Below are 26,570 nucleotides of genomic sequence, written 5' to 3' on the forward strand. Positions count from 1 at the left end.
TTTTCAAAGTAACGGATATTATAACAGAAAAATAAAATAGCATGTCCAAAAGAACATGCTACATTCAGTATTATTTTGTACCAAAAATGAAAGCAACAACTACAATCGCCGCAATAATGCCGACAACGTCCGCGAGAAGTCCTACTTTTAAAGCATCCCCCATTTTTTTAATACCAACAGCGCCAAAATAAACTGTTAACACATAAAACGTAGTGTCAGTACTCCCTTGCAAAACAGATGCTAAACGGCCAATAAATGAATCAGGACCATAAACAGCAATTAAATCACTCGTCATCCCCAGTGCTGCATTCCCAGAAATTGGCCTTATGATAAGTAAAGGCACAATTTCTGCAGGTACTCCCATTGTTTTCATGAGTGGGCGAATCCAATTCATTAAAGCATCCAGTGCCCCAGATGCCCGGAAGACGGAAATAGCCACAAGCATACCAACAAGAAAGGGAATAATGGAAACAGCAATCTTTATGCCTTCCTTTCCACCTTCAACAAAACTTTCATAAGTAGAGACGCGTTTGAACGTACCATATAATAGTATGATCCCAATGAGTAATGGAATAAAAGTTAATGAAATTACCGAAATGAGCTCCATGCCTCTTCATCCTTTTCTGTTTCTGCGATAATAGAAATAACGGTCAATTAGGATTGCACCTAGTGCGGAAATAATTGTCGCAATGATCGTAGGAACGACAATCTCGGTAGGAGATGCTGAATTATAGTTCATTCTAATCGCAATGACAGTAGTGGGAATAATCGTAATACTTGCCGTATTAATGGCTAAAAAGGTAACCATGGATCTGCTAGCCGAGTCCTTTCCCCCATTTAACTTTTTTAATTCTTCCATTGCCTTAATCCCTAAGGGAGTGGCAGCATTCCCTAATCCAAACATGTTAGAAATCATATTGGATAATATATATCCCATCGCTGGATGGTTTACTGGTACTTCCGGAAAAAGCCGTTTAACAAGCGGTCGAAAAAGTCTAGAAAGGCGCTCTAGAAGACCAGACTCCTCAGCAATCCGCATCATTCCAAGCCAAAAGACCAGAACACTAATAAGTCCGATACAAAGTGTCACCGCTTCTTTCGCCCCGTCAAAAATTGCTTTGTTCACTTCAGTCATTGTTCCATTGATGAGTGCGAAAATAAAACCAACAATGAACATAAACATCCAGATATAATTAACCATTGTCTTGTACACCAATGAAGATCAGAAATATTTTCTTTACAAAATCAAACAATCCTTCTTTCTTTTCAGGCACATTTTGATAGTAAATGGGGGTCTCTTGGACAACTCGCCCATCTAAATAAACCAAAGCCTTACCCACAACTGCATCATTCTTCTTATCATTATCAAATTTTTGGGTCGATTTATTCAGCTTATATTTTATAGAAAATAAATCCATTTCTTCGCTCGTAACCGGATAGACAATTGTTTTCTTTACATATAGGTGATTTTTATAACCCTTAGTTTTAATACCATCAATTTTCCCCTTAGCTAATACTTCAGCCATATCAAACCCTTTAAAACCACTTTCATACATAGAAATATGGTCATTCCAATCGTCAGGGCCGTTCAGGGTTACTGCAATTAAACTCATATCTCCTTTTGTTGCAGTTGTAACCAGAGTTCGTTTTGCCCGTTTTGTGTACCCTGTTTTTCCACCGGTGGTATATTTATATTTTGTTAGCAAGCGGTTTTTATTTTTCCAAACACGGTCCCAATCTTCCGTAGGATTTGGCGCTCGATAAACCTTTGTTCCAGAGATTTTTTTAAAGGTTTTATCTTGCATGGCATAACGCATTAACACAGCCATGTCATAGGCTGTGGAGTAATGATCTTCATGATCATCAAGGCCATGAGGATTGGAAAAATGGGTATTTAACATCCCGATTTGCTTTGCCTTTTGATTCATTAGATAGACAAACCCCTCTACACTTCCACCCACATATTCGGCGATTGCTACAGCTGTATCGTTTCCAGACCTAAGCATCAATCCATAGACTAAATCTTTAAGTTTAATTTTTTCACCTGGCTTTAAATATACAGATGATCCTTCCGCACGAGTTGCTTGTTCACTTACTTTTACATATTCATTCATTTTCCCCGATTCAATAGCTAGCTTCGCAGTCATTATTTTCGTAATACTCGCGATCCTTCTTTTTGTGTAGGCATCTTTCTCGTAAAGGATACGCCCTGATTTCTGCTCTATTAAAACAGCACTTGCTGCACTTACGGAAACAGAAGCTTCCACCTTTTGAGGAATGTTAGCAATGAATAGTGAGACTATGAGGGAATACATAATTAGCTTCCAAATCATTCTCATTAGATTAACCTCGTTCCCTTGTAAAGTTATCTTCTAAGTCAAAGCTCATTTTGCTTTTCATTTTTCTTGTACAAGTTTATGCAGGACAAGGCTTGTTATGACAACTTGCTTAATAAAAACGAAAGCAGACGACATAGTGACGTCTGCTCCATACTCATTTCCCTAATTATAATGCTGTCCATTTCATGTCTGCTGCTTTTTCAAAGCGCATTTCTACATCATGCCAATTGACTATGTTCCACCAATTGTCTACATATTCAGGTCTTTTATTCTTGTACTGAAGATAATAAGCATGCTCCCAAACATCTAATACCAAGAGTGGAATAGTATCCCATTGGGTCAAAAGCATATGTCGTTCAGATTGTAAAATCTCCAAATGTCTTGCTTGAGGTGACCAAACCAAAATGGCCCAGCCTACCCCTTCAACTTGTTTAGCCGCTTCAGTAAATTGCTTCTTAAATGCCGAAAAACTGCCAAAGTATTTTTCGATTTCACTTTTCAAAGGTCCTTGTGGACTCCCGCCTCCATGCGGGCTCATGTTTTTCCAAAAAATTGAATGAAGAAAATGCCCTGAGCCGTGAAAGGCAAGTTCTCTTGACCAGTGCTTAATCAATGCGAAATCATTTGATTCCCTAGCTTTTTTAAGTTTAAGTTCTGCTTTATTTAATCCATCAACATATGCCTGGTGATGCTTATCATGATGTAGTCTCATAATTTCCTCTGATATATAAGGTTCCAAAGCATTATAGGGATAGGGGAGGTTAGGTAGTGTATGCCCACCCGCAGGAACTCTTTTCTCCGCCAGGAAAATGTCGCCGCTCGCTTGTTTTCTTTGAAAGTAATGTTCCATTTGTTCATGGATATATTCAGCCTTAGCTTGTAATGTTAATAGTTCTTCATTTGATAACTGCGTTCTTGTGCTTTCGATTAACTCTGTAAAATTATCCAGTTGTTCCCATAACTCTGAGCTGCTGCCCTCTTTTTCCGATTGAAGAAACTGCTTCATTTGCTCATTCCACTCAAACATTTCGTTAACATATTGACTAAATTTATTCATGCCATCCCTCATTCCTGACTTGTTGTTGAAAAGTAATCTACCTAAATGGTATGAGTGATACGGTTTAATAAGAACAAAAAACAAAGCTGCCCTAGTAGGACAGCTTAAAGAATATAAATATTAAGTTTTTGAACAAAAATAACAGTACAGCTGCAGCGCCAAGGCGCTTCCTCTTTTTATTTTGATTGGATCATTTTTGTTCTGTAGTCTGTTTCATAATACTCAAGTTCTTCCCTGATTCGTTGAAAGTCACCTTCTAAACTTTTAACCAACTGTACGATATTGTCTGATACAGTGCGGTAAAACTTAATGGAATTTCTTCCAGTGTAAGCTGACCTGCTGTCCTCATACCATGCATCATTCTTCGGTGAGAAAAACTCTTCAATACATTGATGGTAAATTTTATAAAGAGTCTTTTCCGCTGCTGCTTTTTGAAAAGGGCTGCCCTGCAAAATAACCGAGCATGCATCTAACCCTTCCTCGCTATAAACAGCTAATTTTCGTAAATTTGCAAAGATCAATTTATTATAGTTACGATCTTCTTCATTCTCTAAGTTTAATTGTGAAATAGTTGCTTCATTTAAAAAATTCTCTAATGTTAAAATGGACTTTCCTAGAAAACTCTTTACATCATTTAATTGTGTTTTTACCAATGTATTACCCATTGTGTACCCCCTAAATTTTTTACTTCGTTTAGTATTCTTACTGTGGCTGCAAAATAAAATCAAGCGGAGAACGAAGCTCATATAATTTTTTTTGATTTAGAGACAGAAATATTTCAGGTAATTTATTAAAATTGATATCTTGAAAATAAGAAGCAAATTCCTGCTTGGAATTAATATAAAGCCGTTTCCGGCTGCGCAGGCCTGGGTTTTTCACGAGACAGACTAACGCTACAATATCTTTAAAGGCTATTTCATGATCTTGCTGAACAAAAATTGGGTCTTGCTGGTATGGTGTAAATTCATGACGAATTTCATCAAAATACCTTACATATAGAACATGAAGAGTTTTTTCCTCTCCATCTTCATAAAAGGTAACGATGCTTCTGTTAAAAAAATCCTCAGAAGTATTTGATTTTTCTTTTTCTAATTCAAACCCTTTGCACTCTTTAATTAACAAATTAATTTCACTCCTTGGCCAATGAAAATATGGCAAATAAATCTGATCAACTCACCTGAGGAAGAATTGAATAATTTACTTAGATTCATTTTATCATAAATTCGGATAAGTATTTGAAAATTAAGAATTAATCGTGTCATGAAATCTCTCAAAAAATAAATCTGCCTCTTCTTGAATAAATTCCTCTTCTGCCTTTTCGGGAAGCTTGGGTAGTTCTTCAATACTCTTTAATCCAAAGTAATCAAGGAACTCTTTTGTCGTCCCATATAAATATGCTCTTCCAGTCCCTTCCGCACGACCAACCTCTTTGACCAATGCTTTTGCCATCAGGGTATGCAACGGTCTCTCGGTTTTGACACCACGTATTTCCTCAATTTCAGCCCGAGTTATTGGCTGTTTATAGGCAATGATCGCTAACGTTTCTAATGCTGCCTGTGACAATGTAGATGTATGCGGGGAATCAACTAACTTTTTTAAATAGGCCGCATTTTCTTTTTTCGTGGCAAGTTGGTATGTTCCCGCAAGCTGAACGATCATAATTCCCCTATTAGTATCACGGTCATATTCTTTTTTCAAATCATCGATAATTTCATTTGCTTTTAGTTCATTTACTTCAAGGACTTCTGCTAGTTGTTTTAATGAAAGACCTTCATCTCCAGCAGCAAACAAAAGGCTCTCTAGAATGCTGTTCCAATTAATGATGTCCAATCATTTCTGCCCCTTTCTTTACTGCTTCAACATAAATATCTCCAAAGTTCTCTTGTTGCTGTGCATCGATTTCTTTTCTTTTTATTAGCTCTAAAATAGCCAAAAAAGTAACTACAATATGGTCTTTAGTTGGATAAGGAAATAAATCATTAAAGTTTTTCCGACCTTTAAGCTGTTTTAATTCAGCCATAATTTCCGTCATTCTGGTATCAATCGATATTTCTTGGCGAGCAATCTTTGTAGCTATTGGGCGCTGAAGCTTCTTCCGACGCATTAGTTTTTGAAAAGCCGCAAGCATATCATATAGTGAAACATTTAGCTCTGCTTTTTCAGGCTGGCTTTCCTTCGTAAACTCGGAGAGATCACTTGGCGGCTTTGTATACATAAGCCCACGCTCTACTTCCATCGATTTTAAGTCATGTGCTGCTTCTTTATATTTTCGATATTCGATTAGCCGCTCAACAAGTTCATCTCTAGGGTCTTCTTCATATAAAATATCTGGATCCTCATAACCTGGATCCTCCTCATGTTTGGGTAAAAGCATTTTACTCTTAATGACAAGTAATGTCGCAGCCATTACCAAAAACTCGCTTGCAACATCTAACTTAAGCTCATTCATTGTCTTAATATACATTAAGTACTGCTCGGTTATTTGAGCAACTGGAATATCATATATGTCAATTTCGAGCCCATTAATTAAATGGAGCAACAAATCTAACGGTCCTTCAAATGCATCAATTTTCACCTGGTATGGCATTGTACTTCACCAAAATTCTTTAAATATAAGTTGTTGATTATTCACATCGACTATTAATAGTATAGAGGATTAAATAAGGTTATCCAATAGAAAAATCACCTTCCTGAGGGAATATTATCAAATCATGATGTTTGCCCATAACAACGGACAACTATTCTACATATGATGACAAGGAAAAGAACAAAACATCATTTTTAGGAGGTAATGAATATGTCTGATGGATTTGGATCCGGATTTGCTTTGATTGTAGTTCTATTTATCTTGTTAATTATTGTTGGTGCTTCCTGGATTTATTAATTAGGCAGGAAGGCTGAAGAACTACTACAAAACCAGTTCATTAAAGCAGCCATTAACGTTAGACTTACTGGACCCGTCTTTCATGACGGGTTTTTTTATTTATCCGAGACAGCATATAACTGTGATACACTATACATAATTATTTAGTAAGGAGGGGAATTGCTTGTACCCGAGTGAGTATATCCATTTTTTAGCCCATTTCCATGGTGACCGTGATTATTTTGAATGTCATGAACTTCTTGAAGACTATTGGAAAAAGACAGATTCGAGAAACAAAAATTCCATCTGGGTTGGCTTCATATTATTATCGGTTTCTCTTTATCATCATCGTCGAAATAATTTTAGCGGTGCACAGCGGACGTTAGCTAAAGCAATTCAAATTTTTGAATTACAACCGGATTCTATAACTAAACTTGGAGTAAACCCTGAGTTGCTTATCCATTTATTACATGAACAAGTATTGTTACTTCAGAATGGTGAAACCTATCGAAGCATCTCTATCCCGATACTTGACACTTCCTTAACTGAATTAGCGAAAAAAACATGTGAACAAAAAGGGTTTATTTGGGGTAACCAAAGTGATATGACAAATAAATTCATTATTGACCGTCATAAATTACGCGACAGAACCAGTATAATCAAAGAAAGAATGCAGTCATTAAAGACGCGAAAAGGCAGCGAATAAGTTATTATTCGCTGCCTTTTTTAAAGGTAAGACTAACAAAAGTCACATTTTTCGATAAAAGCGGCTGTATTTTCATTAGGAGTAATTTCTTTTTCAGCATACATTTCTTTTAGAGCTTTAACCATCTTTTTACCGATTCCCTGATACCGATGTGAGGGATTAACGGAGATGTGTAAAATTTCTAAAGAATTAGTATCATTATGAATTAAGACACCTAACAGACCGATGATATCTTCTTCTTTCCAAAGAAACAGCTGCAATTGCTCTTCGGTTTCATATTCCTTCATAGTTTGCTGAAGCTTTTTTAAGTCCTTTTCGCTGGGCATAAAAGACAATAATCCCATGGCTATTTTTTCGAAAGCTTTCTTATAACGAATTAACATTTAGATCCCTCATTAAATTAAATAAACCGATTAACTTGATGGTTTAACAATAGTATATTTTTACCAAGTAGCTGAATATTAAACACTATTCATTATATGTACTAAAAGTTATTATGTTTCATCAATCACCATGATACATAATAAATGATCAATCATCAATGAAAATTATTAGTGTTTCGGTCCGATAAAAATCCAATAGATAACTCCCCATAAAATCGACACACCAATAAGAATACAAAATATAACCCAGTTGCTTCTCTTCATTCAAATATTTCCTCCAAAAGAATATTGAAGATATTGTACTGACCTTCATTCTACACTATTTTACAAAAATAAGCTATTCTACTTACATATTCTACATTTTTTCGAGCAAGTTTAACTTTCTATGAAACTTCAAGCTTGTTATTTACGTTATTATTATTAAATTCGGTTATATTATAATAACAGAGTCTCTACACTTTGATGATTATCTGTAAATTCCGAGGAGGAAACTATGAAAAAAACTCTTATTTACTTCATGTTAGCTTTTTTAATTTTCAATCCAGTTCGCACCTTTGCTGATGTTGCAGAAGGTGACATGATTGTTACATTAGGTCAAAATTTAACAGAAGATCAGAAGAAGGCACTTTTATTAGAAATGGGTGCTCCTGATGATGTTCAGATTGTTACTGTCACAAACGAGGAAGAACACCAGTATTTAGGGAAATATGTATCAAAATCACTTATCGGGACAAAAGCCATTTCATCATCGGCGATCACCATCCAACCGAAAGGTGCGGGTATCACGGTTGAAACGAAGAATATTAATTGGGTTACGGACGAGATGTACATCAATGCCCTTATAACTGCGGGAGTAAAGGACGCAAAAATTTATATAACAGCCCCGATTACTGTTTCCGGAACTGCAGCATTAACAGGGATTATAAAAGCCTACGAGATATCTGCTGATAAGACCATTCCGGAAGAAGTGAAACAGGCAGCAAATCAAGAAATGGTTGAAACTGCGAAACTAGGTGACTCCATTGGTGATGAGAATGCGGCCGCGTTAATTGCAAAAATTAAAGAAGAAATTGCAAAAAATAAACCAAAAAATGATCAAGAATTACAAAATATTATCGAACAAGCTGCAAAGGAATTAAATGTAAAGCTTACTGATGAAGAAATGCAACGGCTAATAGACTTTTTTAACAAGCTAAAGGATTTAAACATTGACTGGAATCAGGTTAGCGATCAACTAAATAAAGCGAAGGATCGAATTTCTAATTTTCTTCAGTCGGAAGAAGGGCAAGGTTTTTTAGATAAGTTAAAACAATTTTTCAATTGGCTGATTGATACGATTAAGTCGATATTCTCTTAACATTAAAATTGGGGATGTTGATTTCCGCTCCAATCAACATCTGCCAATATCATCAATGAGCTTTAAATCGAAATAAAAAAACTGCCGCAGAAAAATTCTGCGGCAGTTTTTTATTTAAGTGGTAAATCATATTTTATTAAGTCTTCATATGTCTCTCTCTTAACCACAAGGGTTGCTATTCCGTTTTCTACGAATACAACTGCTGGACGCGGGATGCGGTTATAGTTATTCGACATTGAATAGCCATAGGCACCTGTACAAAAAACGGCGAGAATATCTTCTTCTCCTACATCCGGTAACGGTAAATCCCAAATCAACATGTCACCTGATTCACAGCATTTCCCAGCTATTGATACAGTTTCTTTCGGTTTCGTTAATGGTTTATTCGCAAGGACAGCCTCATATTTCGCCTGATAAAGGGCTGGTCGAATATTATCACTCATTCCACCATCCACAGCTAAATACTTTCGTACACCAGGAACCTCTTTGGATGAACCCACTTTATAAAGAGTAATTCCGGCATCGCCAACAAGCGAACGACCTGGCTCAATCCAAATTTCCGGCATTGTTAAAGAATAGCTATCTGTTAACTTTTTTACTTCTCGAATAATTTCACTCACATATTGAGAAGGTGGAATGGGTTCATCTTCTTTCGTATAGCGGATTCCAAAGCCCCCGCCCAAATTTAATACTTTTGCTTCGAAAGAAAGCTCTCTTTTCCATGCTTCCATTTTTTCGACAATCTTTTTAGCGGCTAATAAAAAGCCAGTTGTTTCAAAAATTTGTGATCCAATATGGCAATGGAGACCAAGGACTTCAAAGTTATCATTTGTTAGTGCCATTTTTAGTGCATCTTCCGCTTGTCCATTTTGAAGATCAAATCCAAATTTCGAATCTTCCTGCCCTGTTAAAATATAATCATGCGTATGGGCTTCGATACCAGGGGTCACCCGAAGCAAGATATTAACATGAACATTTTTCTCTTTGGTAATGGTTTTTAAAAGGTCCAATTCTGAAAAATTATCCACAACGATGCAGCCAATTTCATGTTCCAATGCCATTTCTAATTCTTCTCGGCTCTTATTGTTGCCGTGAAAATGAATTCTCTCGACAGGGAACCCTGCTGCAATTGCAGTATACAATTCGCCGCCAGATACGACATCTAGTGACAATCCTTCTTCCTCTGCGAGTTGAATCATTGCAATGGTTGAAAAGGCTTTGCTAGCATAGGCAACCTGCGCCTTGATTTCTTGTTCTTCAAAGGCCCGTTTAAAGGATTGAGCCCTTTCACGCATTAATGCTACATCATATACATATAGGGGCGTTCCATATTCTTTCGCCAACTCAATAGAATCAATCCCGCCAATTTCTAGATTTCCGTTTTTGTTTACGCCTGTTGTCCCGTAAAAATACATACCCTTCCCTCTCTCCCAATCGCTCACTATAGTTTATGCGGACAATTATAAAAGATAATAATAAATAGACAGAATCTACAAAAGATACTGCCTATTTTTCATGCTTTATCCCTTTATTTAATTAAAAATACTTTAGCATACCTATTAGAAAAGTGCAATTATTTCTCGTTTGCTTTAGGAGGCTGCCGGTAACGATTTCTAGGGTGAACAATACTTGGTCTAAGGATCGAACCTGGTATGGCTCTACGCACAATGATTTGCAAAAATCCTTTCGGCTCAAAAGGAAGGAAAGGCCACAGATATGGCGTATTAAGGGCACGTATTTTTACAAGGAAAAGAAAGAATACTGTTGCCCCGATAACAAATCCTGGAAGATGAAATAATGATACAAGAATTAATAGGGTTAACCGTCCAATTTTGTTGGCTACGCTTAATTCATAACTTGGGGTTGTAAAGGAACCAATCCCTGAAACTGCAACATACAAGATTACCTCTGGAACAAACAGCCCCACGCTAATCGCAATCTGCCCAATTAATACCGCTGCAATTAAGCCCATTGCAGTCGAAAGTGGAGTAGGCGTATGTATAGCGGCCAATCGTAAAAACTCAATCCCAAAATCAGCCAAGAAAATCTGAACAATAATCGGTATATTTGTTGTTTCATTTGGTCCAATAAACGAGAGTCTCTCAGGTAATAAGGATGGTTCTAATACGAATAACATCCATAGTGGGAGAAGTAAAATAGACGTTAGTACGCCTAAAAAACGCGTCCAACGCAAAAATGTTCCCATTGCAGGAGATTCGCGAAATTCTTCTGCATGCTGTACATGATGGAAATATGTCGTAGGAGTGATTATGACACTTGGGGAGGTGTCAACATAAATTACAACATGCCCTTCCAGAATATGCGTTGCAGCGATATCAGCACGCTCCGTATATCTTACAAGCGGGAAGGGATTCCAACCCTGTTTTAGAATGAATTCTTCTATGGTTTTATCGGCCATTGGAATTCCATCTGTTTTAATGGCTTGAATTTCTTTCCTGATCACATTTACCATATCTGGATCTGCAACATCCTCTAAATACCCTAAAGCCACATCTGCCTTTGACCGTTCTCCAACCTTTAGCATTTCAAAGCGAAGTCGTTCATCCCGAATACGCCGCCTCGTTAAGGCTGTATTTAAAATAATATTTTCAACAAACCCATCACGGGAACCTCTAACCACCTTTTCTGTATCAGGTTCTTGAGGCTGCCTGCCTGGATAGCTTCTGACATCAACGACAAAAGCTGTATTTTCCCCTTCCATTACTACAGCAACTAATCCGGACAAAACCTTATCAACAATGTAATCTAGTGTTGTAGCTTGTTCAACCGATTGATTAATCAGCCTATTTTCAATTACCTTAAAGAAATCTGATGATAATTTTTCATGGTCATTGATTTCAACTAATTCTTCAATTAATTCAATTACGAAACGGGAATCACATAATCCATTTACATAGTAAATATGTACGTCTTTTTTGAGGATTTTTAATTTCCTCACACCAAAATCAAAGCTTTTCCCAAGACCAACCCGTTGTTTCATATAGTTTTCAATTTCATTTACTGATTCAGGGATTGGCCATTTTTGTTCGTTACTTCTTGACATGGAAGCCACTCCTTTCAAGTATAAGCTCCACTGCTTTTTTCGTTATCGGGGAACCGTTTTTGTAGGAGTCATGTCTCGCCATCTTGCCAATATCACCAATTCCTACGATGACAGGTACCTCCAATTCATCAAGGCAGTATACTGTATCACCATTTATTCTCCCGATTTCAAGCTCAGGTATACCAAATTTATCTACTCCATATGGAGTTAAATTTCCATCACGATCAATACTTACATCAACCCTTGACCATTCTTCATGTCTTGATTTTGCCGCAACCGCAATAATACCTAGAACTTCAATGTCTTCATGCCCGGCTACATATTTCAAAGCATTCTCACCAGCACCTTCTCCAACTATGCCACTATCATCAAACATCACTAATACAGGATCGTGAGGGGCCCTTTTTATTAACTGGACTATTTTCTCACCGGTTAAGGTTGAAGGATTCCCATGGGAACTAGAAATACATCTACCGCCTACTTCCTTGGCAACATATTCTACTGCTTTCTTAGCATATTCATCACCGTCAGTAATTAAAATAACACGCCTCCGAATGCTCATTTTGTGATGTCCTTTCTTTGCCCAAGTTGAAGATGGGTTAATGGTGGACAAAATAAACCCATTGAAATATTGACCCCGCAATTTTTCCTAATACGATTGCCATGATTAATATAACAATCTCGCCATCCAATCGGATTCTTTTGGCAAGAATAGGCAAAACGTTTAATACCTCGGTGAGGGCTGCAGCCAGCATCCCATAAAAAATCCCACCTGTAATTCCGAGAAGAATTAATGAAAAAGAAGGAATATGTAAAATAGGATCTCTCAAACTTGCACCTACCCCAGCAAGTGCTCCAAACACAACTGCCCACTCATAATGCTGGATCATTTTCATTGTTTTACTTAGTTGCGTCAGTCTCGGGATAATCCCTAATACCGTTAGAAAAGCTACAAACCCAGAACCTACTGCCAGTCCACTTGCTATACCTAAAAAAAGGATGGATATGATCTTAATCGTCACTGATTTTTTTTATACTTTCTTTATTTTCGTGGATAATTACGTAATTATCTAAATCCATTTGATAATTAAACATTTCTACTTCGAGGGGACTGGGTTCTTCATTTATACGTTTCTTAAAGACATGATTAAAAAAAAGAATCATTCCCATGCCTAATCCAATTGAATAGGGAATTTGAAACAGTAATGGTTTTGAATCTTTTTTTCCAGTGATGATCGTATATATTTTTTCGTGGACACTTTTCATACTTACATCATCATGAAAATTCATAATTGCCAAGGCTGAGCCGAAAAATAAAAGAAACCAGATTAAAAAGAAAAAAGGCAGGTAAACTCCCTTTTTCTTATTCATGACTTCAATGATGGTTTGGGCAGGTCCAATCGTTTGTATTTCCATTCCTTCAAATTCATTTTTAATTAAGTGGATGACTTTCATTACATCGATAATGACGATATTCTGATCTGTATCTGTTAATTGATGAATGATCATAGTTTGTAGTCGTGAAAGAACTTCGTCAGGTGCAATGACTTGGGCAATATCATTTAACAATACTTTTTCTTGAGGCGGAGCCTGTACACGATTCCGCATACGGATATATATTGTTTCTTCCAAAACATTCACTTCCCAAACAATGATTTCCTGTATAAATAGTATGAGTAATAAGCACTTTTTTCATGAAATCCAAAAAATACCAAGAAAAGCGAAAGCGCCCTGGTCAGCGGCGTATGGCCTGGAGCGCTCCAACTGAGATAAAGGAAACACGAAGAGCCGAAGGCGATTCGATGTTGACTTATCGTAGGGCGGAGAGCGAAGGACACTAGCCGCTAGGGCGCTTTTGCTAGACAGTAAACTAAGTTCAAAAAACTTTATTTTATCAGCACAAAAAACCGTATGAATCAGAGATCCATACGGCCTTTCATTTGCTGCAATATTTTCTTTTCAAGTCGTGATACTTGCACTTGGGATATTCCAAGCCTAAGAGCGACCTCAGATTGTGTTTGGTCCTTATAATACCTTAAATAGACAATGAGTCTTTCGCGCTCATCTAATTCTCGGATTGCTTCCTTTAATGCAATTTTATCAAACCATTTGCCTTCATTACCATCATCAATTTGGTCCAGTAGAGTTATAGGATCTCCATCATTTTCATATACAGTTTCATGTATAGAAGAAGGTGTTCTGCTGGCTTCTTGAGCGAGAATGACATCCTCAGGTGTGAGTTCAAGATGGGCTGAGATCTCGTTTACCGTTGGTATTCTGCCAAGCACTTTTGATAGTTCGTCTTTCGCTTTTCGGATTTTGTTTCCCATTTCTTTCAATGATCGGCTAACCTTAACCGTACCATCGTCACGGATAAATCGCTGGATCTCACCAATAATCATTGGGACTGCATAAGTCGAAAACTTTACATCATAGGAAAGGTCAAATTTATCTACTGATTTTAATAATCCAATACACCCAATTTGGAACAGGTCATCAGGGTCATACCCTCGATTAAGAAACCGTTGAACAACAGACCAAACAAGACGCATATTTTTTTCAACAATTAAATCCCTTGATTCTTGGTCGCCATCTTGGCTCTTTTTTATGAGCTCTTTTACTTCATGATCCTTTAAATATGTTTGACCTTTATCATTCTTAACCTCCACATCCATTGGCAAGTCTCCTTAATTGCAAAGCATTTTGCGGTTTTGTAAATGCTTTCGTAATCTAACTTCGGTTCCTCGACCTGGCTGTGAATGAACCTCTACCTCATCCATGAAATTTTCCATGATAGTAAAACCCATTCCGGAACGCTCTAAATCCGGCTTTGTTGTAAATAATGGCTGACGAGCTTCTTCCACATCTACAATTCCCAATCCAACATCTTTAATAGTTAGATCAATTAAACTATCTTCGATGATTACTTGAATATAAACAATTCCATTAGGATCATTCTCATATCCGTGAATAATCGCATTGGTTACTGCTTCTGATACAACTGTTTTAATTTCAGTCAACTCATCCATATTAGGGTCTAACTGGGCGATAAATGCGGCCACGGTTACTCGGGCAAATGACTCATTTTGACTTAGTGCACTGAATTGAAGATTCATTTCGTTCTTCATTCAGGCCACCCCCAATCTTTGCAATGCAAATTCTTCTGTCAGTTCCATTTTGATGATTTTAAATAAACCTGACATATCGAATAATCTTTGTATCGCTGGGGAAATCGCACATACCACCATTTCACCGTGGACCTGTTTAATTTGTTTATATCTGCCTAAGATTACGCCTAATCCAGAGCTGTCCATAAAAGCGAGATGTTCCAGATTTAAGACAATATGACGAATTTCATTTTTTTCAATTACGGTTATCGCTTTTTCGCGAAGTTCATCCGCGGTGTGATGGTCTAATTCACCGCTTAAACGAATACATAGAACGTCATGTTTTGTTTCCATATCAATTTTAAGACTCACTATCCCGTCCTCCTTAATCTGGTATAGTGAGACAATTCTCTTTCGGGCTGTTAATATCCTTCTGTAAATACAAAACTAGTCGCATTTCGCTAAAAGAAGTGATTTATTCGTAAAATTCGACACAACCTAGGTACCTTAGAAAACTGTCTAGCTACAGCGCCTCGGAGCTTCCGCTTTTCTATTTACCGGCCTTTGTGAACATCCCAAATGAACGTTTATATAGAGTCCACCATCCTGCTTCTTTTACGGTTCCTCTTGCTAATAAAGGACTTTCTACAAAGACTTTTCCGTCTTTTATTAATTGAATGGTTCCTATCTTATCGCCTTTATTAATAGGAGCTTGAAGATTTTTATTAATCTTTATTTTTTGTTTGACATCCTCGGTTTTTTCACCTTTTTTTGTAAGTAATGAAATCGGCTCACTTGTTACTGCTTCGATCGACTTCTCCTGTCCTTTACTTATTCTTGCTTTGGCTATTATCTGGTTCCGTTTATACATGGGATGCGTTTGATATTGGTTAAAAGCATAATTAAGCATTTTTGTTACTTGGGCATTTCTTTCTTTTGAAGTAGGTGCTCCGAACACAACGGCAATGACACGCATCCCATTCTTTTGCGCTGTGGCCGTTAAGCAGTATTTTGCTTCCGCAGTAAAGCCTGTTTTTAGTCCGTCTACCCCAGGGTAAAAGCGCACTAATTTATTTGTATTAACAAGCCAGAATTTTTTGTCTGTATTTTCACGAAGATAGGCTTCATACATACCAGTAAATTTCGTAATGTCTTCATATTTTAATAGTTCTTTCGCCATAATAGCCATATCATTTGCTGTGCTGAAATGGCCACTAACTGGAAGTCCTGTTGTATTTTTAAAGAAGGTATGTTTCAAACCAAGTTCTTTCACCTTGTCATTCATCATGTCAACAAATGCTTCTTCTGAGCCAGCAATTCTTTCAGCCATGGCCACAGATGCATCATTTCCAGAACCAATGGCTATTCCTCTTAGCATTTCTTTGGCGGTCATTTCTTCGCCAGGTTCAAGAAAAATTTGTGACCCACCCATCGATGCTGCATACTCACTTGCACGGACTTTTTCATTCCAGGACAGTTTTCCTTTATCAACAGCTTCCATGATTAAAAGCATGGTCATAATTTTGGTCATACTGGCCGGTGGTAACTCTTCATTCCCGTTTTTCTCATAAAGTACTTTTCCTGTATCTCGTTCAATTAAAATAGCGGATTTTACATTGTTGACGATATCAGCATTCTTTTTTTCTTCAGCAGCAAATGCTGATGTACTCCATAAACTTGTAAGTAAAAAAATTGTCACTATCAAAGAGACAAATCGTTTCATTCGCATAACCCTCCATTCTTTATAGCATCCATTTTTTCCAAAATTGATAACTTTATACAGTTATTTCCTCATAAACAAAATAAAAATAGGGTGTCAGGCACCATGTGAATTCTTCACATGGTGCCTGACACCCTTTATACTCGATTTATTCGGTTATTTCCCCATATATGAGGGTTGGTGCGTCTACTTTTGTTGCGGAAATTTTAATGTTGTTGTAAAGTCTTGTTTTTACTTCTTCGACATTTTCGAAATTGCTGTAAATCGTTACTAAGGATTCACCTTTTTTCACTTGGTCACCGATTTTCTTTCTTAACATTAGACCCACAGCTAAATCAATGATAGATTCCTTAGTTGCTCTTCCTGCACCAAGAATCATCGCAGCTGTTCCGACTTCATCTGCCACGATTTCAGATACATAGCCATCCTCTTTTGCTTCAAGTTCAATGATAAACTTTGCTTGAGGCATTTTCGAAGGTTCATCAACAATGGACGCATCCCCGCCTTGCGAGCTTAAAAATACTTTTAATTTTTCTAGCGCTGAACCGTCTTTAATTACGCCTTCAAGCTTGGTCCGAGCTTCTGCTAATGACTCCGCCTTTTCTGCTAAATAAACCATATGACTGCCAAGAGTTAAACATAATTCAGTTAAATCTTCCGGGCCTTCACCTTTTAATGTATCAATAGCTTCCTTTACTTCAAGGGCATTCCCAATCGCAAAACCTAGCGGTTGGCTCATATCAGAAATAACAGCCATTGTTCTTCTGCCTACATTATTTCCAATTCGCACCATTGCTCTTGCAAGTTCGCGAGAATCTTCTATTGTTTTCATAAATGCACCTGCACCGGTTTTAACATCAAGAACAATCGCATCAGCACCAGCTGCAATTTTTTTACTCATAATTGAACTTGCAATTAGTGGAATACTATCGACTGTTGCTGTCACATCTCTTAATGCATAGAGTTTTTTATCTGCAGGAGTTAAATTTCCGCTTTGACCAATTACGGCGATCTTGTTTTTATTGACAAGTTCAATAAATTCTTTATTTTCAATTTCAACATGGAAGCCTTTGACCGCTTCTAATTTATCAATTGTACCTCCGGTATGACCTAAGCCGCGCCCTGACATCTTGGCAACTGGCACATCAAGTGCCGCAACAAGAGGTCCAAGCACTAGCGTTGTTGTGTCACCCACACCACCGGTAGAATGTTTGTCAACTTTGATTCCCTCAATTTGCGATAAATCAATTTGGTCACCTGATTCAACCATTGCCAAAGTCAAGTCGGCTCTTTCCTGTTCAGTCATCCCTTTAAAAAAGATAGCCATAGTTAAGGCGCTGACTTGGTAATCTGGAATTGATCCGTCGGTATATCCATTTATAATAAATTTAATTTCATCTGATGATAGTTCTTGCCCATCTCTTTTTTTCTCTATTAAGTCAACCATTCTCATCTAAATCACCACTTTACGAAAATTTCTAAAATCAGAGTTAATATATTTGAACTTTTATAACTGTCTAGCTCCAGCACCTAGGCGCTTCGGCTTTTCTATTATGCGATTGTTCTTACAATTTCTTTTATATATTGAAGAAAGTCAGCTTTTACTCTTTCGGTTGTTTCAATAACCTCATCATGGGTAAGCGGCTGGTCAAGAATACCCGCCGCCATGTTTGAAATACATGAAATACCAAGTACCTTCATGCCACTGTGTCGGGCCACAATTACCTCTGGGACAGTGGACATTCCAACTGCATCTCCGCCCATCACTCGTACCATTCTAATTTCAGCTGGTGTTTCATAAACAGGTCCAGGATTACCGAAATAAACTCCTTCTTTGACATTGATATTTAGTCTGCTCGCAATTTCTTTTGCAGCAACCCGCAATTCTTTCGTATACGCCTCTGACATATCAGGGAAACGAACACCAAGTTGGGAATCATTTGGTCCGATTAACGGATTTGTTCCCATATTATTAATATGATCTGAAATAATCATTAAATCTCCTGCAGAGAAGCTTTCATTAACTCCGCCTGCAGCATTGGTCACAATTAACATGTCAACGCCTAACTCTTTCATGACGCGAACAGGGAAGGTTACTTTTTCCATACTATACCCTTCATAGAAATGGAAACGTCCCTGCATAGCGACAACTTCTACCCCACTTAATAATCCAAATACTAGTTGACCCGCATGACCCTCCACAGTTGAAATAGGAAAGTCAGGGATCTCATTGTAAGGTATTTTTACTGGGTTCTCAATTTCGTCCGCTAATACCCCTAGTCCAGATCCTAAAATTAGTCCTACCTTAGGTGTATTTGCATATTTCTGTTTTAAAAAGCTTGAAGCATTTTGAATTTTTTCAGTGTTCATTCTTCATTCCCCTTTTATTTCAATTCATTTAAAAAACTTTTTCCGTAGTTAGGTAATTTGACTTTAAAGTTTTCTGCAACTGTTGCACCTAGGTCCGCAAACGTCTCTCTTAATGGGAGTTCCTTACCTTCCGTCATTCCCTTGGAGTAAACTAATAAAGGTACATATTCACGTGTATGGTCCGTACCTGGTGCTACTGGGTCATTTCCGTGGTCTGCTGTAATCATTAATAAATCGTCTTCTTTCATCTTCGTAAACACTTCTGGAAGACGTGCATCATATTCTTCCAAAGCTTTCCCATAGCCCTCAGGGTCCCTGCGATGGCCATATAATGCATCAAAATCAACCAGATTTAAAAAACTAATTCCTGTAAAATCCATATCTAAGGTTTCGACAAGCTTATCCATACCATCCATATTAGAAACCGTTCTTAGGGATTGAGTCACGCCTTCACCATCATAAATATCGGATATTTTTCCAATTGCAATGACATCAAAGCCGCCATCTTTTAATTCACTCATCACCGTCCGATCAAATGGTTTAAGTGCGTAATCATGACGGTTCGAGGTACGTTTAAAGTTCCCAGGTTCGCCTAAGAATGGGCGGGCAATCACACGTCCAACCATATACTTTTCATCTAGCGTTAATTCACGGGCAATTTTACAAATTTTATATAGCTCATCAAGTGGAACAATTTCCTCGTGTGCTGCAATTTGAAGAACGGAATCAGCTGAAGTATAGACAATTAATGCCCCAGTCTTCATATGCTCTTCACCCAACTCATCAAGTATTTCTGTTCCGCTTGCCGGCTTATTCCCAATAATTTTCCTTCCTGTACGCTTTTCTAATTCTGAAAGAAGCTCATCTGGAAAACCCTCTGGGAACACTTGGAAAGGTGTTTGTATATTTAAACCCATGATTTCCCAGTGTCCTGTCATGGTGTCTTTACCATTAGATGCTTCCATCATTTTTGTATAAAATGCTAATGGCTTCACTGCTTTTTCAATTCCTTTTATTTCACGGATATTACTTAAACCCAATTTGCCCATATTTGGCATATTAAGACCATTCATCCGTTCCGCAATATGACCAAAAGTATCTGCACCTTTGTCCCCAAACTTTTCTGCATCCGGTGCTTCTCCAATCCCAACCGAATCCATCACAATAATAAAAATTCGTTTATATGTATTTGCAGCCATTCAATTCTTCCTCCTTTATCTATCGAAAACGTTTGCAAATATAAAAATTACACATAAATATGATGCCCTCATTATTTAGGTTTATGAAAAATCTATTTGTCAGAAGTCTGACATCTATATTGTACTAAATGTTTCAGAAATTACAAGAAAAAAAGCCACCAAAATTTAGGCAGCTTTTTGACAATTTTACGTTTTTTTAGATTCTCCTACTCTATTAAGCTCGTGGATGAAATTTACTATATACGTCTTTTATCTTTGTTTTCGTAACCTGTGTATATATTTGAGTGGTTGAGATATCTGCATGACCTAACATTTCCTGAACAGCTCGCAAATCAGCCCCATTTTCTATCAAATGTGTTGCAAACGAATGACGAAGGGTATGTGGGGTAAGTTCCTTATTGATGCCTGCTTCTTTTGTAAGCTTTTTCAAAATTTTCCAAAACCCTTGGCGTGTCAACCTTTTCCCTTGATGGTTTAAAAACAAAGCATGATCCTGATGCTTTGTGGATACAAAACGCGGTCTTCCTTCTTCTAGATAATGTTTTATTGCCTCAGAAGCTGTTCGCCCAATCGGAATGATTCTTTCTTTATTCCCATTACAGCGAACAAATCCCATCATTAACTGAACATTATCAATCTCAAGACCTATTAGTTCACTAACTCGGATCCCTGTTGCATATAACAGTTCAAGCATCGCCTTGTCCCTTATTCCAAAATGATCATGTGGTTGTGGTGTCTCTAGCAGGGATTCTACTTCCTTTAAACTCAATACAGTTGGAAGGGATCTTTCAAGCTTTGGTGTTTCAATTTGAACGGAAGGATCTTGGTCTGTTTCCTTTGCTCTTAATAAATATTGATGAAATGCTCTTACGGAAGCGATGTGTCTTGCCAAGGTTTTCTGTGATTTTCCTTGTTCATTTAAAAATCTTAAAAAGTGAATGATATGGACTCGTTGTACATCATTTAAAGTCATGACCGATTCCACATTTTTTAAATAATGAAGGTAACTTTTTAAATCTCGCTCATATGCCATAATTGTATTATTGGATAAACCTTTTTCAACGATTAAGTAATGCATAAAATCCTTTAATTGCTCGTCCATCGCATTTACTCCCCATTTAAATAAAACAACATCAACCGATCAAACAAAGAAGAATTATCCTCATTTACTGTGTTCGAAACCTTGAGAGAGGCTCCTTCCGGTTCATCATAGCGATGATAATTTTGATATTCTTCATTTACCAACATGATACCATAATAAAAAAGAATCGTGCATCCTGTGAATATAATAAAAACTTTTAAGGTTTTTAGTGCTGCTTTAATAAATTGGCCCATTCTACATCCCCCCATTTTCAGGTCGTCTAGTAAAATGTATGCCAAAACAGACAATTTTTATACCTAGTCATTAGTATTACAGGAAAAAAGAAAAAAGCCCCCTTTTCAAGGAGAACTTCTTTGGTTAATCAGTTTTTTCTTCATCTTTCACTTTATCCTGGCATCGGTAACAGATTCCATGAAAAGTGAGACGATGGTCTTTTATTTTAAAATTCCATTTACGTTCCACAACGGCTTCTACATCTTCTAGTAAATCCTCTTGAATTTCATCAACGGCACCGCATTCAATACAAACTAGGTGGTGATGAAAATGGGCCGCACCTTCCTGTCTGAGGTCATAGCGGGAAACCCCATCCCCAAAATTTATTTTATCAACAATTTTTAATTCCGTTAATAATTCCAACGTTCGATAAACAGTTGCTAAACCAATTTCAGGCGATTTTTCTTTTACGAGGAGGTATACATCTTCTGCACTTAAATGATCCTCTTCATTTTCTAATAAAACACGAACTGTTGCCTCACGCTGAGGTGTTAGTTTATAACTTGCGGAATGCAACTGTTTTTTTATTCTCTCAATTCTAGTTTCCATCCTGAAGTCCCTCCCTCGCCACTGTTAATTCTCATTATAACAGATGACAATTGAGAATCAAAATAAAATTATTATAAATAACAATAAACAATCATTGATAATAAGTATCATAAGATAATTACTTTAAAGTAGTTGAAGTTACGATGGTTTTCATTAACCATGGCGAAAGATAGGCCTCGATTCCGGATGCAGCAGATATAAATATCACAGCTATAATCAAGGCAAAAATGTATCTCTTAAAAAAAGGAAGGATCGGCTGGGCATATTTTTTCATAAATTGTTTTTTAATCATTCGGAGTGAGAAAATTACTGATAATGCTGCCATCATTATAAAGATGGGAATAATAATCAAATTCTGCGGTAATATGGAAACAAAGGCTAGCATAAATCCCTGCCAGCCCATTTGACTGACAAGGAAACCAACAGTAAATCCCACAACCATTCCTTTAATAAATAATAGAATGAGAATAACCGGCAAACCAATGATTGAAATACCTAGGATCCACATAAGCCCAATAAACTTACTATTATGGAATAAGCTTTGTAAGAATAAATCACTGTCTTCGGCATCTTTCCCACTTGAGACTTGGCCAAAAAATTGGGATAAATAGTAGAATAAATCTTCCTTCTGGGTAATGCTCATACTATTTACGACAATGGCCCCAAAGATTACTCCCATCAAAAATAAGATGACAATAAACAAAAATATTGAGGAATGCTCACGGAAATAACTAGCGGCATCGGACTGGTACAATCGTTTTTTCATTTGCGTTTCCTCCCACTATTCTCGATTCAGTTAATACATTGTATGCCAGTCTAGTATTTCTATGACCAATTTTTAATAGATTCTAAGAAAAGCGCAAGCGCCCTGTTCAGCGGCGTATGGCCTGGAGCGCTCCAACTGAGATAAAGGAAACACGAAGAGCCGGAGGCGCATTCGTGCTTGACTTATCGTAGGGCGGAGAGCGAAGGACACTAGCCGCTAGGGTGCTGGAGCTAGACAGTAATAATAAGCCCCGGTAACTTTTGCTACCGGGGTTATTTTTATTTAATCTGAAATTTTTCCGTATTTCCCGCCGCCGCCAGCTGCTAGATTTACTTTCCCCTCTCTAGCTTTCAGGATTAGGTCGGCAATTCTTTCGGGGACGACTTCTTTCAACCCCTCATATGGAACATCATGTAAAATCGCCATTTCACTTCCAAAATGATCGACCAGCTTCTCCAATAAGCGAGGTCCTAAGCCAGGGATGAATTCAAGCGGGACCTGGTGAATATAGGGCGGACGATCCTCTGGCCCTTGATCAGCCGTTTTCAGTTCAAGGATTCTGTCAGCTACACCTTTAATAATCTTGGTATTCCCACATTGGCTGCATATTTGATCGTCATCTGCTGCGGGATTTAGGCACTCTGCACAAACTGTCTTATGATATTTACCAAGCAATGGATCAAGACCATAGTTTGCGACAATTTTCCGGCCATCTTCCTTATTTAATGCTTTCTGCAACTCTAAAAATGTTGGTTCCTTCATCGCTATAACTTGATATTCTCGAGCAATTTTTGCAAGGGAATGGGCATCAGAATTCGTTACAAAGGTATAATCATGCAGCTCTTTAATTTGATCTGCCATATTCGTATCGGAACTTAATCCAAGTTCTACCGCATCAATCAAATCTGGGTCTAATACCTCAGTTAATGACTGGTTGACACCTTTCCCATATAAGCTCTTAAAGGGCGTGAATACATGCGCAGGAATGAAGATTCCACCTAACTCTTTCACCTTCCTTTGCAAAGTAAGGCCCGAAGCATAAATCCTTTGAGAGCTTAGTTGAATATTTTTCAAGTGACCAGACAGCCATGTGGAGAACTCCCTCATAACGGAAAGATTCGGAAAGTAACTCAGTAGATGGATTGGACCATTGCATTGCTCATCGTAAATTTCTAATTCCGAACCAGGTATTACCGTTAAATCACCAAATACTAATCCCCCGTCTGGATGCTCGATCACATCTCCACTTTCAATAAGACTTTCCATTTCGAGAATGACTTCAGGTGAATGACTATCGATGATTCCCACCATATTAAGCCCTTTCTCATGTCGTGCGTGTTCAATGATATTCGTAAACGTTAATGACTTGGCCCCAGTGATTTTTACTGGCTTCCCCGTCCAGGTCCGGCCAATATGAATATGTAAATCTACATAGTAGCGATTCATTTATTTTTCAACGCCTCTTGTAACTGTAAATACTGCACAGCGTAAATCGTTTTGGCATCATAGATCTTTTGCTCTTCCACATATTGAACCGCTTCTTCAAGGGTTAGTTCTTCAAGATTAACAAACTCGTCTTCATCAAGTGTGGCTGCATTTTCCTTCTTAGTCAGACCTGTTGCTACATAGACATGTACGATTTCATCGGCGAATCCTGGGGAGGTGTAGAAAGAGGTGAGCCACTCTAAGCTCTTACACTCATAACCTGTTTCTTCTTCCAGTTCACGGCGTGCACAAAGGGCTGGTTCTTCACCCTTTTCCAGCTTTCCAGCAGGAATTTCGACAATAGTCCGTTCCAGTGCTTTTCTGTATTGCTCCACCATAACGACCTTTTTGTCATCAGTCAGCGCTAAAATAGCGACAGCACCCGGATGCTTAACGATCTCCCGCTTGGATTGTTTCCCGTTCGGAAGTTCAACGTCCTGTAAGTGAACACTGATTATTTTTCCAGAGAAAATCTCTTCGCTCTGGAGCGTTTTTTCTTCAAGATTGCTCATAAGGGTCACTCCTGTTCTATTCCAATAATCTGCTCATACATTTTACCATACTTTAATTGGAGGGTATGAGATGAAGGTGTACGTGCACGAAAAGGGAATCATTCTTGTCGGAAAAGGGTGGGAGATAGTTCAGAAACTAAAAGAATATAATAAAGATCATCTCACCGTTTCAAAATGGGTTGAAAAGGTCAATCAAAAATAATGCCTTTCGATTGTAGTCTGTCCTTTTCTTTATTAAAATTGTAGAAAAAGGACGGGTGATTTTTTGAAAAAGAGAAAACTGGGAAATTCAGATTTGTATGTAACAGAATTAGGGCTTGGTTGTATGTCAATTGGAACCGAGGAGAAAACGGCACGAAAAATTATTGAGGCCGCACTTGAGGAAGGCATTAATTATTATGATACGGCTGATTTATATGATTTTGGTGAAAACGAAAGAATTGTCGGTGCAGCATTAAAGGGTATACGTGAAAATGTGATTATTGCCACCAAGGTTGGGAACCGCTGGAGCCAAGATAAGAAAGGATGGTCATGGGACCCGTCGAAGTCATATATAAAGGAAGAAGTCAAACAGAGTCTTAAACGACTGGGCACGGACTATATCGATCTCTATCAGCTCCATGGCGGGACAATTGATGATCCTATTGAGGAAACGATTGAAGCGTTTGAAGAATTAAAATCGGAAGGCTTTATTCGCTATTACGGGATTTCATCAATTCGCCCCAATGTTATTAGGGAATATGTGAAAAAATCTAGTCTTGTTTCAGTGATGATGCAATATAGTATCCTAGACCGCCGTCCTGAGGAAGAAGCACTTCCATTACTACAAGAGCATGGTGTAAGCATTGTAACCCGCGGCCCGCTTGCCAAAGGCCTTTTAAGTGACAAAATGCTGGAGAAAGTAACTGATAAGGGTTATCAAGACTATAGCTTAACCGAGTTGAATGAAGTCTTGCCAATGCTGAAGGAAAAGCTAGCAGACTCTCGTTCCTTTACTGAGATCGCCCTTCAGTATAATCTCGCAAATCCTGTTGTTGCTTCTGTTGTCACCGGGGCAAGCAGTCCAGAGCAAATTAGAAGGAATGCGAAAGCAGTTAGAAGTCAACCACTTTCTGCTGCAGAAGTTTCTCTCATTAGAGAATTAACGAAAGCAAGTATCTTTAAAGAACATCGTTAAAGGAGAGCGTTTATTCGCTCTCCTTTTTATCATTTTTTATTTGGCTGCTGTGTTAAAACTAGTCTGTTGATTTCCGTTCCAGGCACTTCGCTTTCCGCGGGCGTTGCGGGGAGCCTCCTCGGCGCTTTTAGCGCCTGCGGGGTCTCCCCTGCCCCGTACTCCCGCAGGAGTCTTCGCGCCTTCCACTTCAATCAACAGAGTGCCAAAATCAAAATTAACCTTTAACACAGCCTTTTATTTAAATTCCTTCCAATTCATGCCGCTTTCATTTAATAGTTCTTCAAATGATTTGTTTTTTTCTTTTAATCTTCTTTCTTCCCGTTTTTTTTGCTCTTCTTCTTCTATTCTTTTTGCTTCTGCTGCTTTCAGCTGTTCCTGTTGATCTTTTAATTGTTTAAATAAATTGGGATTGATCATATCGCCAAGCGTAACCGCTGAATCATCTTTTTTGGGTTTCGATTGATTTCTTTGTCTGTTTTGCTTTTTCATCAAAACGCCTCCGTTGTCAATATTTCATTTATATTATACCATGTCAGCAAAG

General features: G+C 37.8%; 33 protein-coding genes. 5 read left to right on the forward strand and 28 right to left on the reverse strand.

Translation table 11 applies throughout. The features are described from left to right. Positions 1-70 precede the first annotated feature (70 nt). The 8 genes from QNH17_RS21040 to QNH17_RS21075 all read right to left on the reverse strand — a co-directional run bounded on the left by QNH17_RS21040 (position 71) and on the right by QNH17_RS21075 (position 5,983). Positions 71-607, reverse strand: a complete 537-nt coding sequence (locus QNH17_RS21040; RefSeq protein ID WP_283874921.1) for a spore maturation protein — start codon at positions 605-607, stop codon at positions 71-73. A 6-nt stretch (positions 608-613) separates the two neighbouring features. Next, a complete protein-coding gene (locus tag QNH17_RS21045) occupies positions 614-1,201 on the reverse strand; it encodes a nucleoside recognition domain-containing protein (RefSeq protein ID WP_283874924.1) in 588 nt (195 codons plus the stop codon). Then, complete coding sequence (locus tag QNH17_RS21050; protein WP_283874925.1) at positions 1,194-2,339, reverse strand: D-alanyl-D-alanine carboxypeptidase family protein; 1,146 nt, start codon at positions 2,337-2,339, stop codon at positions 1,194-1,196. Before QNH17_RS21050 ends, QNH17_RS21045 begins: the two co-directional genes overlap by 8 nt. 166 nt (positions 2,340-2,505) lie before the next feature. After that, the gene (locus QNH17_RS21055) at positions 2,506-3,396 is read right to left on the reverse strand and encodes a superoxide dismutase (protein WP_283874927.1); all 891 of its coding nucleotides are present in this window, start codon (positions 3,394-3,396) and stop codon (positions 2,506-2,508) included. 176 nt (positions 3,397-3,572) lie between these two features. Then, on the reverse strand, positions 3,573-4,061 hold the full coding sequence (locus tag QNH17_RS21060) for a YpuI family protein (RefSeq protein WP_283874928.1): 489 nt from the start codon (positions 4,059-4,061) through the stop codon (positions 3,573-3,575). Between the two features lie 37 nt (positions 4,062-4,098). Then, the gene (locus QNH17_RS21065) at positions 4,099-4,518 is read right to left on the reverse strand and encodes a hypothetical protein (RefSeq protein WP_283874930.1); all 420 of its coding nucleotides are present in this window, start codon (positions 4,516-4,518) and stop codon (positions 4,099-4,101) included. A 120-nt stretch (positions 4,519-4,638) separates the two neighbouring features. Next, positions 4,639-5,226: an SMC-Scp complex subunit ScpB gene (gene scpB, locus QNH17_RS21070; protein ID WP_283874932.1), complete on the reverse strand. Its 588-nt coding sequence runs from the start codon at positions 5,224-5,226 to the stop codon at positions 4,639-4,641. Then, positions 5,213-5,983: a segregation/condensation protein A gene (locus tag QNH17_RS21075; RefSeq protein ID WP_283874934.1), complete on the reverse strand. Its 771-nt coding sequence runs from the start codon at positions 5,981-5,983 to the stop codon at positions 5,213-5,215. The genes scpB and QNH17_RS21075 overlap by 14 nt, the downstream gene beginning before the upstream one ends. Before the next feature lie 210 nt (positions 5,984-6,193). Here QNH17_RS21075 and QNH17_RS21080 point away from each other — a divergent pair, with 210 nt between their 5' ends. Both QNH17_RS21080 and QNH17_RS21085 read left to right on the forward strand, forming a co-directional pair. Next, the gene (locus tag QNH17_RS21080) at positions 6,194-6,280 is read left to right on the forward strand and encodes a YjcZ family sporulation protein (RefSeq protein ID WP_283879564.1); all 87 of its coding nucleotides are present in this window, start codon (positions 6,194-6,196) and stop codon (positions 6,278-6,280) included. 163 nt (positions 6,281-6,443) lie between these two features. Next, positions 6,444-6,965, forward strand: a complete 522-nt coding sequence (locus QNH17_RS21085; RefSeq protein WP_283874936.1) for a DUF309 domain-containing protein — start codon at positions 6,444-6,446, stop codon at positions 6,963-6,965. 32 nt (positions 6,966-6,997) lie between these two features. Here the strand turns inward: QNH17_RS21085 and QNH17_RS21090 are convergent, their stop codons facing one another. After that, positions 6,998-7,348, reverse strand: coding sequence for a GNAT family N-acetyltransferase (locus QNH17_RS21090; RefSeq protein WP_283874937.1), 351 nt, complete (start codon positions 7,346-7,348; stop codon positions 6,998-7,000). A gap of 493 nt (positions 7,349-7,841) precedes the next feature. Here QNH17_RS21090 and QNH17_RS21095 point away from each other — a divergent pair, with 493 nt between their 5' ends. Beyond that, positions 7,842-8,705 carry a DUF1002 domain-containing protein gene (locus QNH17_RS21095; RefSeq protein WP_283874938.1) on the forward strand — a complete coding sequence of 288 codons (864 nt, stop codon included), beginning with the start codon at positions 7,842-7,844 and terminating at the stop codon, positions 8,703-8,705. A gap of 110 nt (positions 8,706-8,815) precedes the next feature. Here the strand turns inward: QNH17_RS21095 and lysA are convergent, their stop codons facing one another. The 18 genes from lysA to QNH17_RS21185 all read right to left on the reverse strand — a co-directional run bounded on the left by lysA (position 8,816) and on the right by QNH17_RS21185 (position 24,852). After that, positions 8,816-10,120: a diaminopimelate decarboxylase gene (lysA, locus tag QNH17_RS21100; RefSeq protein WP_283874940.1), complete on the reverse strand. Its 1,305-nt coding sequence runs from the start codon at positions 10,118-10,120 to the stop codon at positions 8,816-8,818. A gap of 158 nt (positions 10,121-10,278) precedes the next feature. After that, positions 10,279-11,769 carry a spore germination protein gene (locus tag QNH17_RS21105; protein ID WP_283874943.1) on the reverse strand — a complete coding sequence of 497 codons (1,491 nt, stop codon included), beginning with the start codon at positions 11,767-11,769 and terminating at the stop codon, positions 10,279-10,281. Continuing rightward, positions 11,756-12,331 (reverse strand): stage V sporulation protein SpoVABEA, encoded by a 576-nt coding sequence (gene spoVAEA / locus QNH17_RS21110; protein ID WP_283874945.1) that lies wholly within the window; start codon positions 12,329-12,331, stop codon positions 11,756-11,758. The genes QNH17_RS21105 and spoVAEA overlap by 14 nt, the downstream gene beginning before the upstream one ends. A 37-nt stretch (positions 12,332-12,368) precedes the next feature. Then, on the reverse strand, positions 12,369-12,791 hold the full coding sequence (locus QNH17_RS21115) for a stage V sporulation protein AB (RefSeq protein ID WP_283874947.1): 423 nt from the start codon (positions 12,789-12,791) through the stop codon (positions 12,369-12,371). After that, positions 12,781-13,401, reverse strand: a complete 621-nt coding sequence (locus QNH17_RS21120) for a stage V sporulation protein AA (RefSeq protein ID WP_283874949.1) — start codon at positions 13,399-13,401, stop codon at positions 12,781-12,783. The genes QNH17_RS21115 and QNH17_RS21120 overlap by 11 nt, the downstream gene beginning before the upstream one ends. Before the next feature lie 284 nt (positions 13,402-13,685). Further along, the gene (gene sigF / locus QNH17_RS21125) at positions 13,686-14,444 is read right to left on the reverse strand and encodes an RNA polymerase sporulation sigma factor SigF (RefSeq protein ID WP_026563988.1); all 759 of its coding nucleotides are present in this window, start codon (positions 14,442-14,444) and stop codon (positions 13,686-13,688) included. 12 nt (positions 14,445-14,456) lie between these two features. Beyond that, entirely contained in the window at positions 14,457-14,897 is a 441-nt protein-coding gene (gene spoIIAB / locus QNH17_RS21130; RefSeq protein WP_026563989.1) for an anti-sigma F factor, read from the reverse strand. Next, positions 14,898-15,248: an anti-sigma F factor antagonist gene (gene spoIIAA / locus QNH17_RS21135; RefSeq protein WP_144547568.1), complete on the reverse strand. Its 351-nt coding sequence runs from the start codon at positions 15,246-15,248 to the stop codon at positions 14,898-14,900. It lies immediately after the preceding gene. 178 nt (positions 15,249-15,426) lie between these two features. Continuing rightward, positions 15,427-16,599 (reverse strand): D-alanyl-D-alanine carboxypeptidase family protein, encoded by a 1,173-nt coding sequence (locus QNH17_RS21140; RefSeq protein WP_283874954.1) that lies wholly within the window; start codon positions 16,597-16,599, stop codon positions 15,427-15,429. Positions 16,600-16,744: 145 nt separating this feature from the next. After that, positions 16,745-18,049, reverse strand: a complete 1,305-nt coding sequence (locus QNH17_RS21145; protein WP_283874956.1) for a pyrimidine-nucleoside phosphorylase — start codon at positions 18,047-18,049, stop codon at positions 16,745-16,747. Between the two features lie 98 nt (positions 18,050-18,147). Next, positions 18,148-18,966 carry a purine-nucleoside phosphorylase gene (locus tag QNH17_RS21150; protein ID WP_283874958.1) on the reverse strand — a complete coding sequence of 273 codons (819 nt, stop codon included), beginning with the start codon at positions 18,964-18,966 and terminating at the stop codon, positions 18,148-18,150. A gap of 14 nt (positions 18,967-18,980) precedes the next feature. Continuing rightward, positions 18,981-20,165, reverse strand: a complete 1,185-nt coding sequence (gene deoB, locus QNH17_RS21155) for a phosphopentomutase (protein WP_283874959.1) — start codon at positions 20,163-20,165, stop codon at positions 18,981-18,983. Between the two features lie 214 nt (positions 20,166-20,379). Next, positions 20,380-21,267, reverse strand: a complete 888-nt coding sequence (gene xerD / locus QNH17_RS21160; protein WP_283874961.1) for a site-specific tyrosine recombinase XerD — start codon at positions 21,265-21,267, stop codon at positions 20,380-20,382. Between the two features lie 5 nt (positions 21,268-21,272). Further along, positions 21,273-21,500 carry a YqzK family protein gene (locus QNH17_RS21165; RefSeq protein ID WP_283874963.1) on the reverse strand — a complete coding sequence of 76 codons (228 nt, stop codon included), beginning with the start codon at positions 21,498-21,500 and terminating at the stop codon, positions 21,273-21,275. A gap of 124 nt (positions 21,501-21,624) precedes the next feature. Further along, complete coding sequence (fur, locus tag QNH17_RS21170) at positions 21,625-22,089, reverse strand: ferric iron uptake transcriptional regulator (protein ID WP_098574870.1); 465 nt, start codon at positions 22,087-22,089, stop codon at positions 21,625-21,627. Positions 22,090-22,207: 118 nt separating this feature from the next. Next, positions 22,208-22,855 carry a stage II sporulation protein M gene (spoIIM, locus tag QNH17_RS21175; protein ID WP_283874965.1) on the reverse strand — a complete coding sequence of 216 codons (648 nt, stop codon included), beginning with the start codon at positions 22,853-22,855 and terminating at the stop codon, positions 22,208-22,210. Positions 22,856-23,137: 282 nt separating this feature from the next. Next, positions 23,138-24,301, reverse strand: coding sequence for an endonuclease Q family protein (locus QNH17_RS21180; RefSeq protein ID WP_283874967.1), 1,164 nt, complete (start codon positions 24,299-24,301; stop codon positions 23,138-23,140). Beyond that, positions 24,298-24,852: an NUDIX hydrolase gene (locus QNH17_RS21185; RefSeq protein WP_144547578.1), complete on the reverse strand. Its 555-nt coding sequence runs from the start codon at positions 24,850-24,852 to the stop codon at positions 24,298-24,300. The genes QNH17_RS21180 and QNH17_RS21185 overlap by 4 nt, the downstream gene beginning before the upstream one ends. Before the next feature lie 70 nt (positions 24,853-24,922). Here QNH17_RS21185 and mciZ point away from each other — a divergent pair, with 70 nt between their 5' ends. Both mciZ and QNH17_RS21195 read left to right on the forward strand, forming a co-directional pair. Next, a complete protein-coding gene (mciZ, locus tag QNH17_RS21190; RefSeq protein WP_283874969.1) occupies positions 24,923-25,054 on the forward strand; it encodes a Z-ring formation inhibitor MciZ in 132 nt (43 codons plus the stop codon). 63 nt (positions 25,055-25,117) lie between these two features. After that, positions 25,118-26,029, forward strand: coding sequence for an aldo/keto reductase (locus QNH17_RS21195; protein ID WP_283874971.1), 912 nt, complete (start codon positions 25,118-25,120; stop codon positions 26,027-26,029). A 234-nt stretch (positions 26,030-26,263) separates the two neighbouring features. Here the strand turns inward: QNH17_RS21195 and QNH17_RS21200 are convergent, their stop codons facing one another. Then, positions 26,264-26,518 carry a YqkE family protein gene (locus QNH17_RS21200; protein WP_283874972.1) on the reverse strand — a complete coding sequence of 85 codons (255 nt, stop codon included), beginning with the start codon at positions 26,516-26,518 and terminating at the stop codon, positions 26,264-26,266. Between the last annotated feature and the right edge of the window lie 52 nt (positions 26,519-26,570).

This window comes from Neobacillus sp. SuZ13 (assembly GCF_030123365.1).
GTDB lineage: Bacteria > Bacillota > Bacilli > Bacillales > Cytobacillaceae > Neobacillus.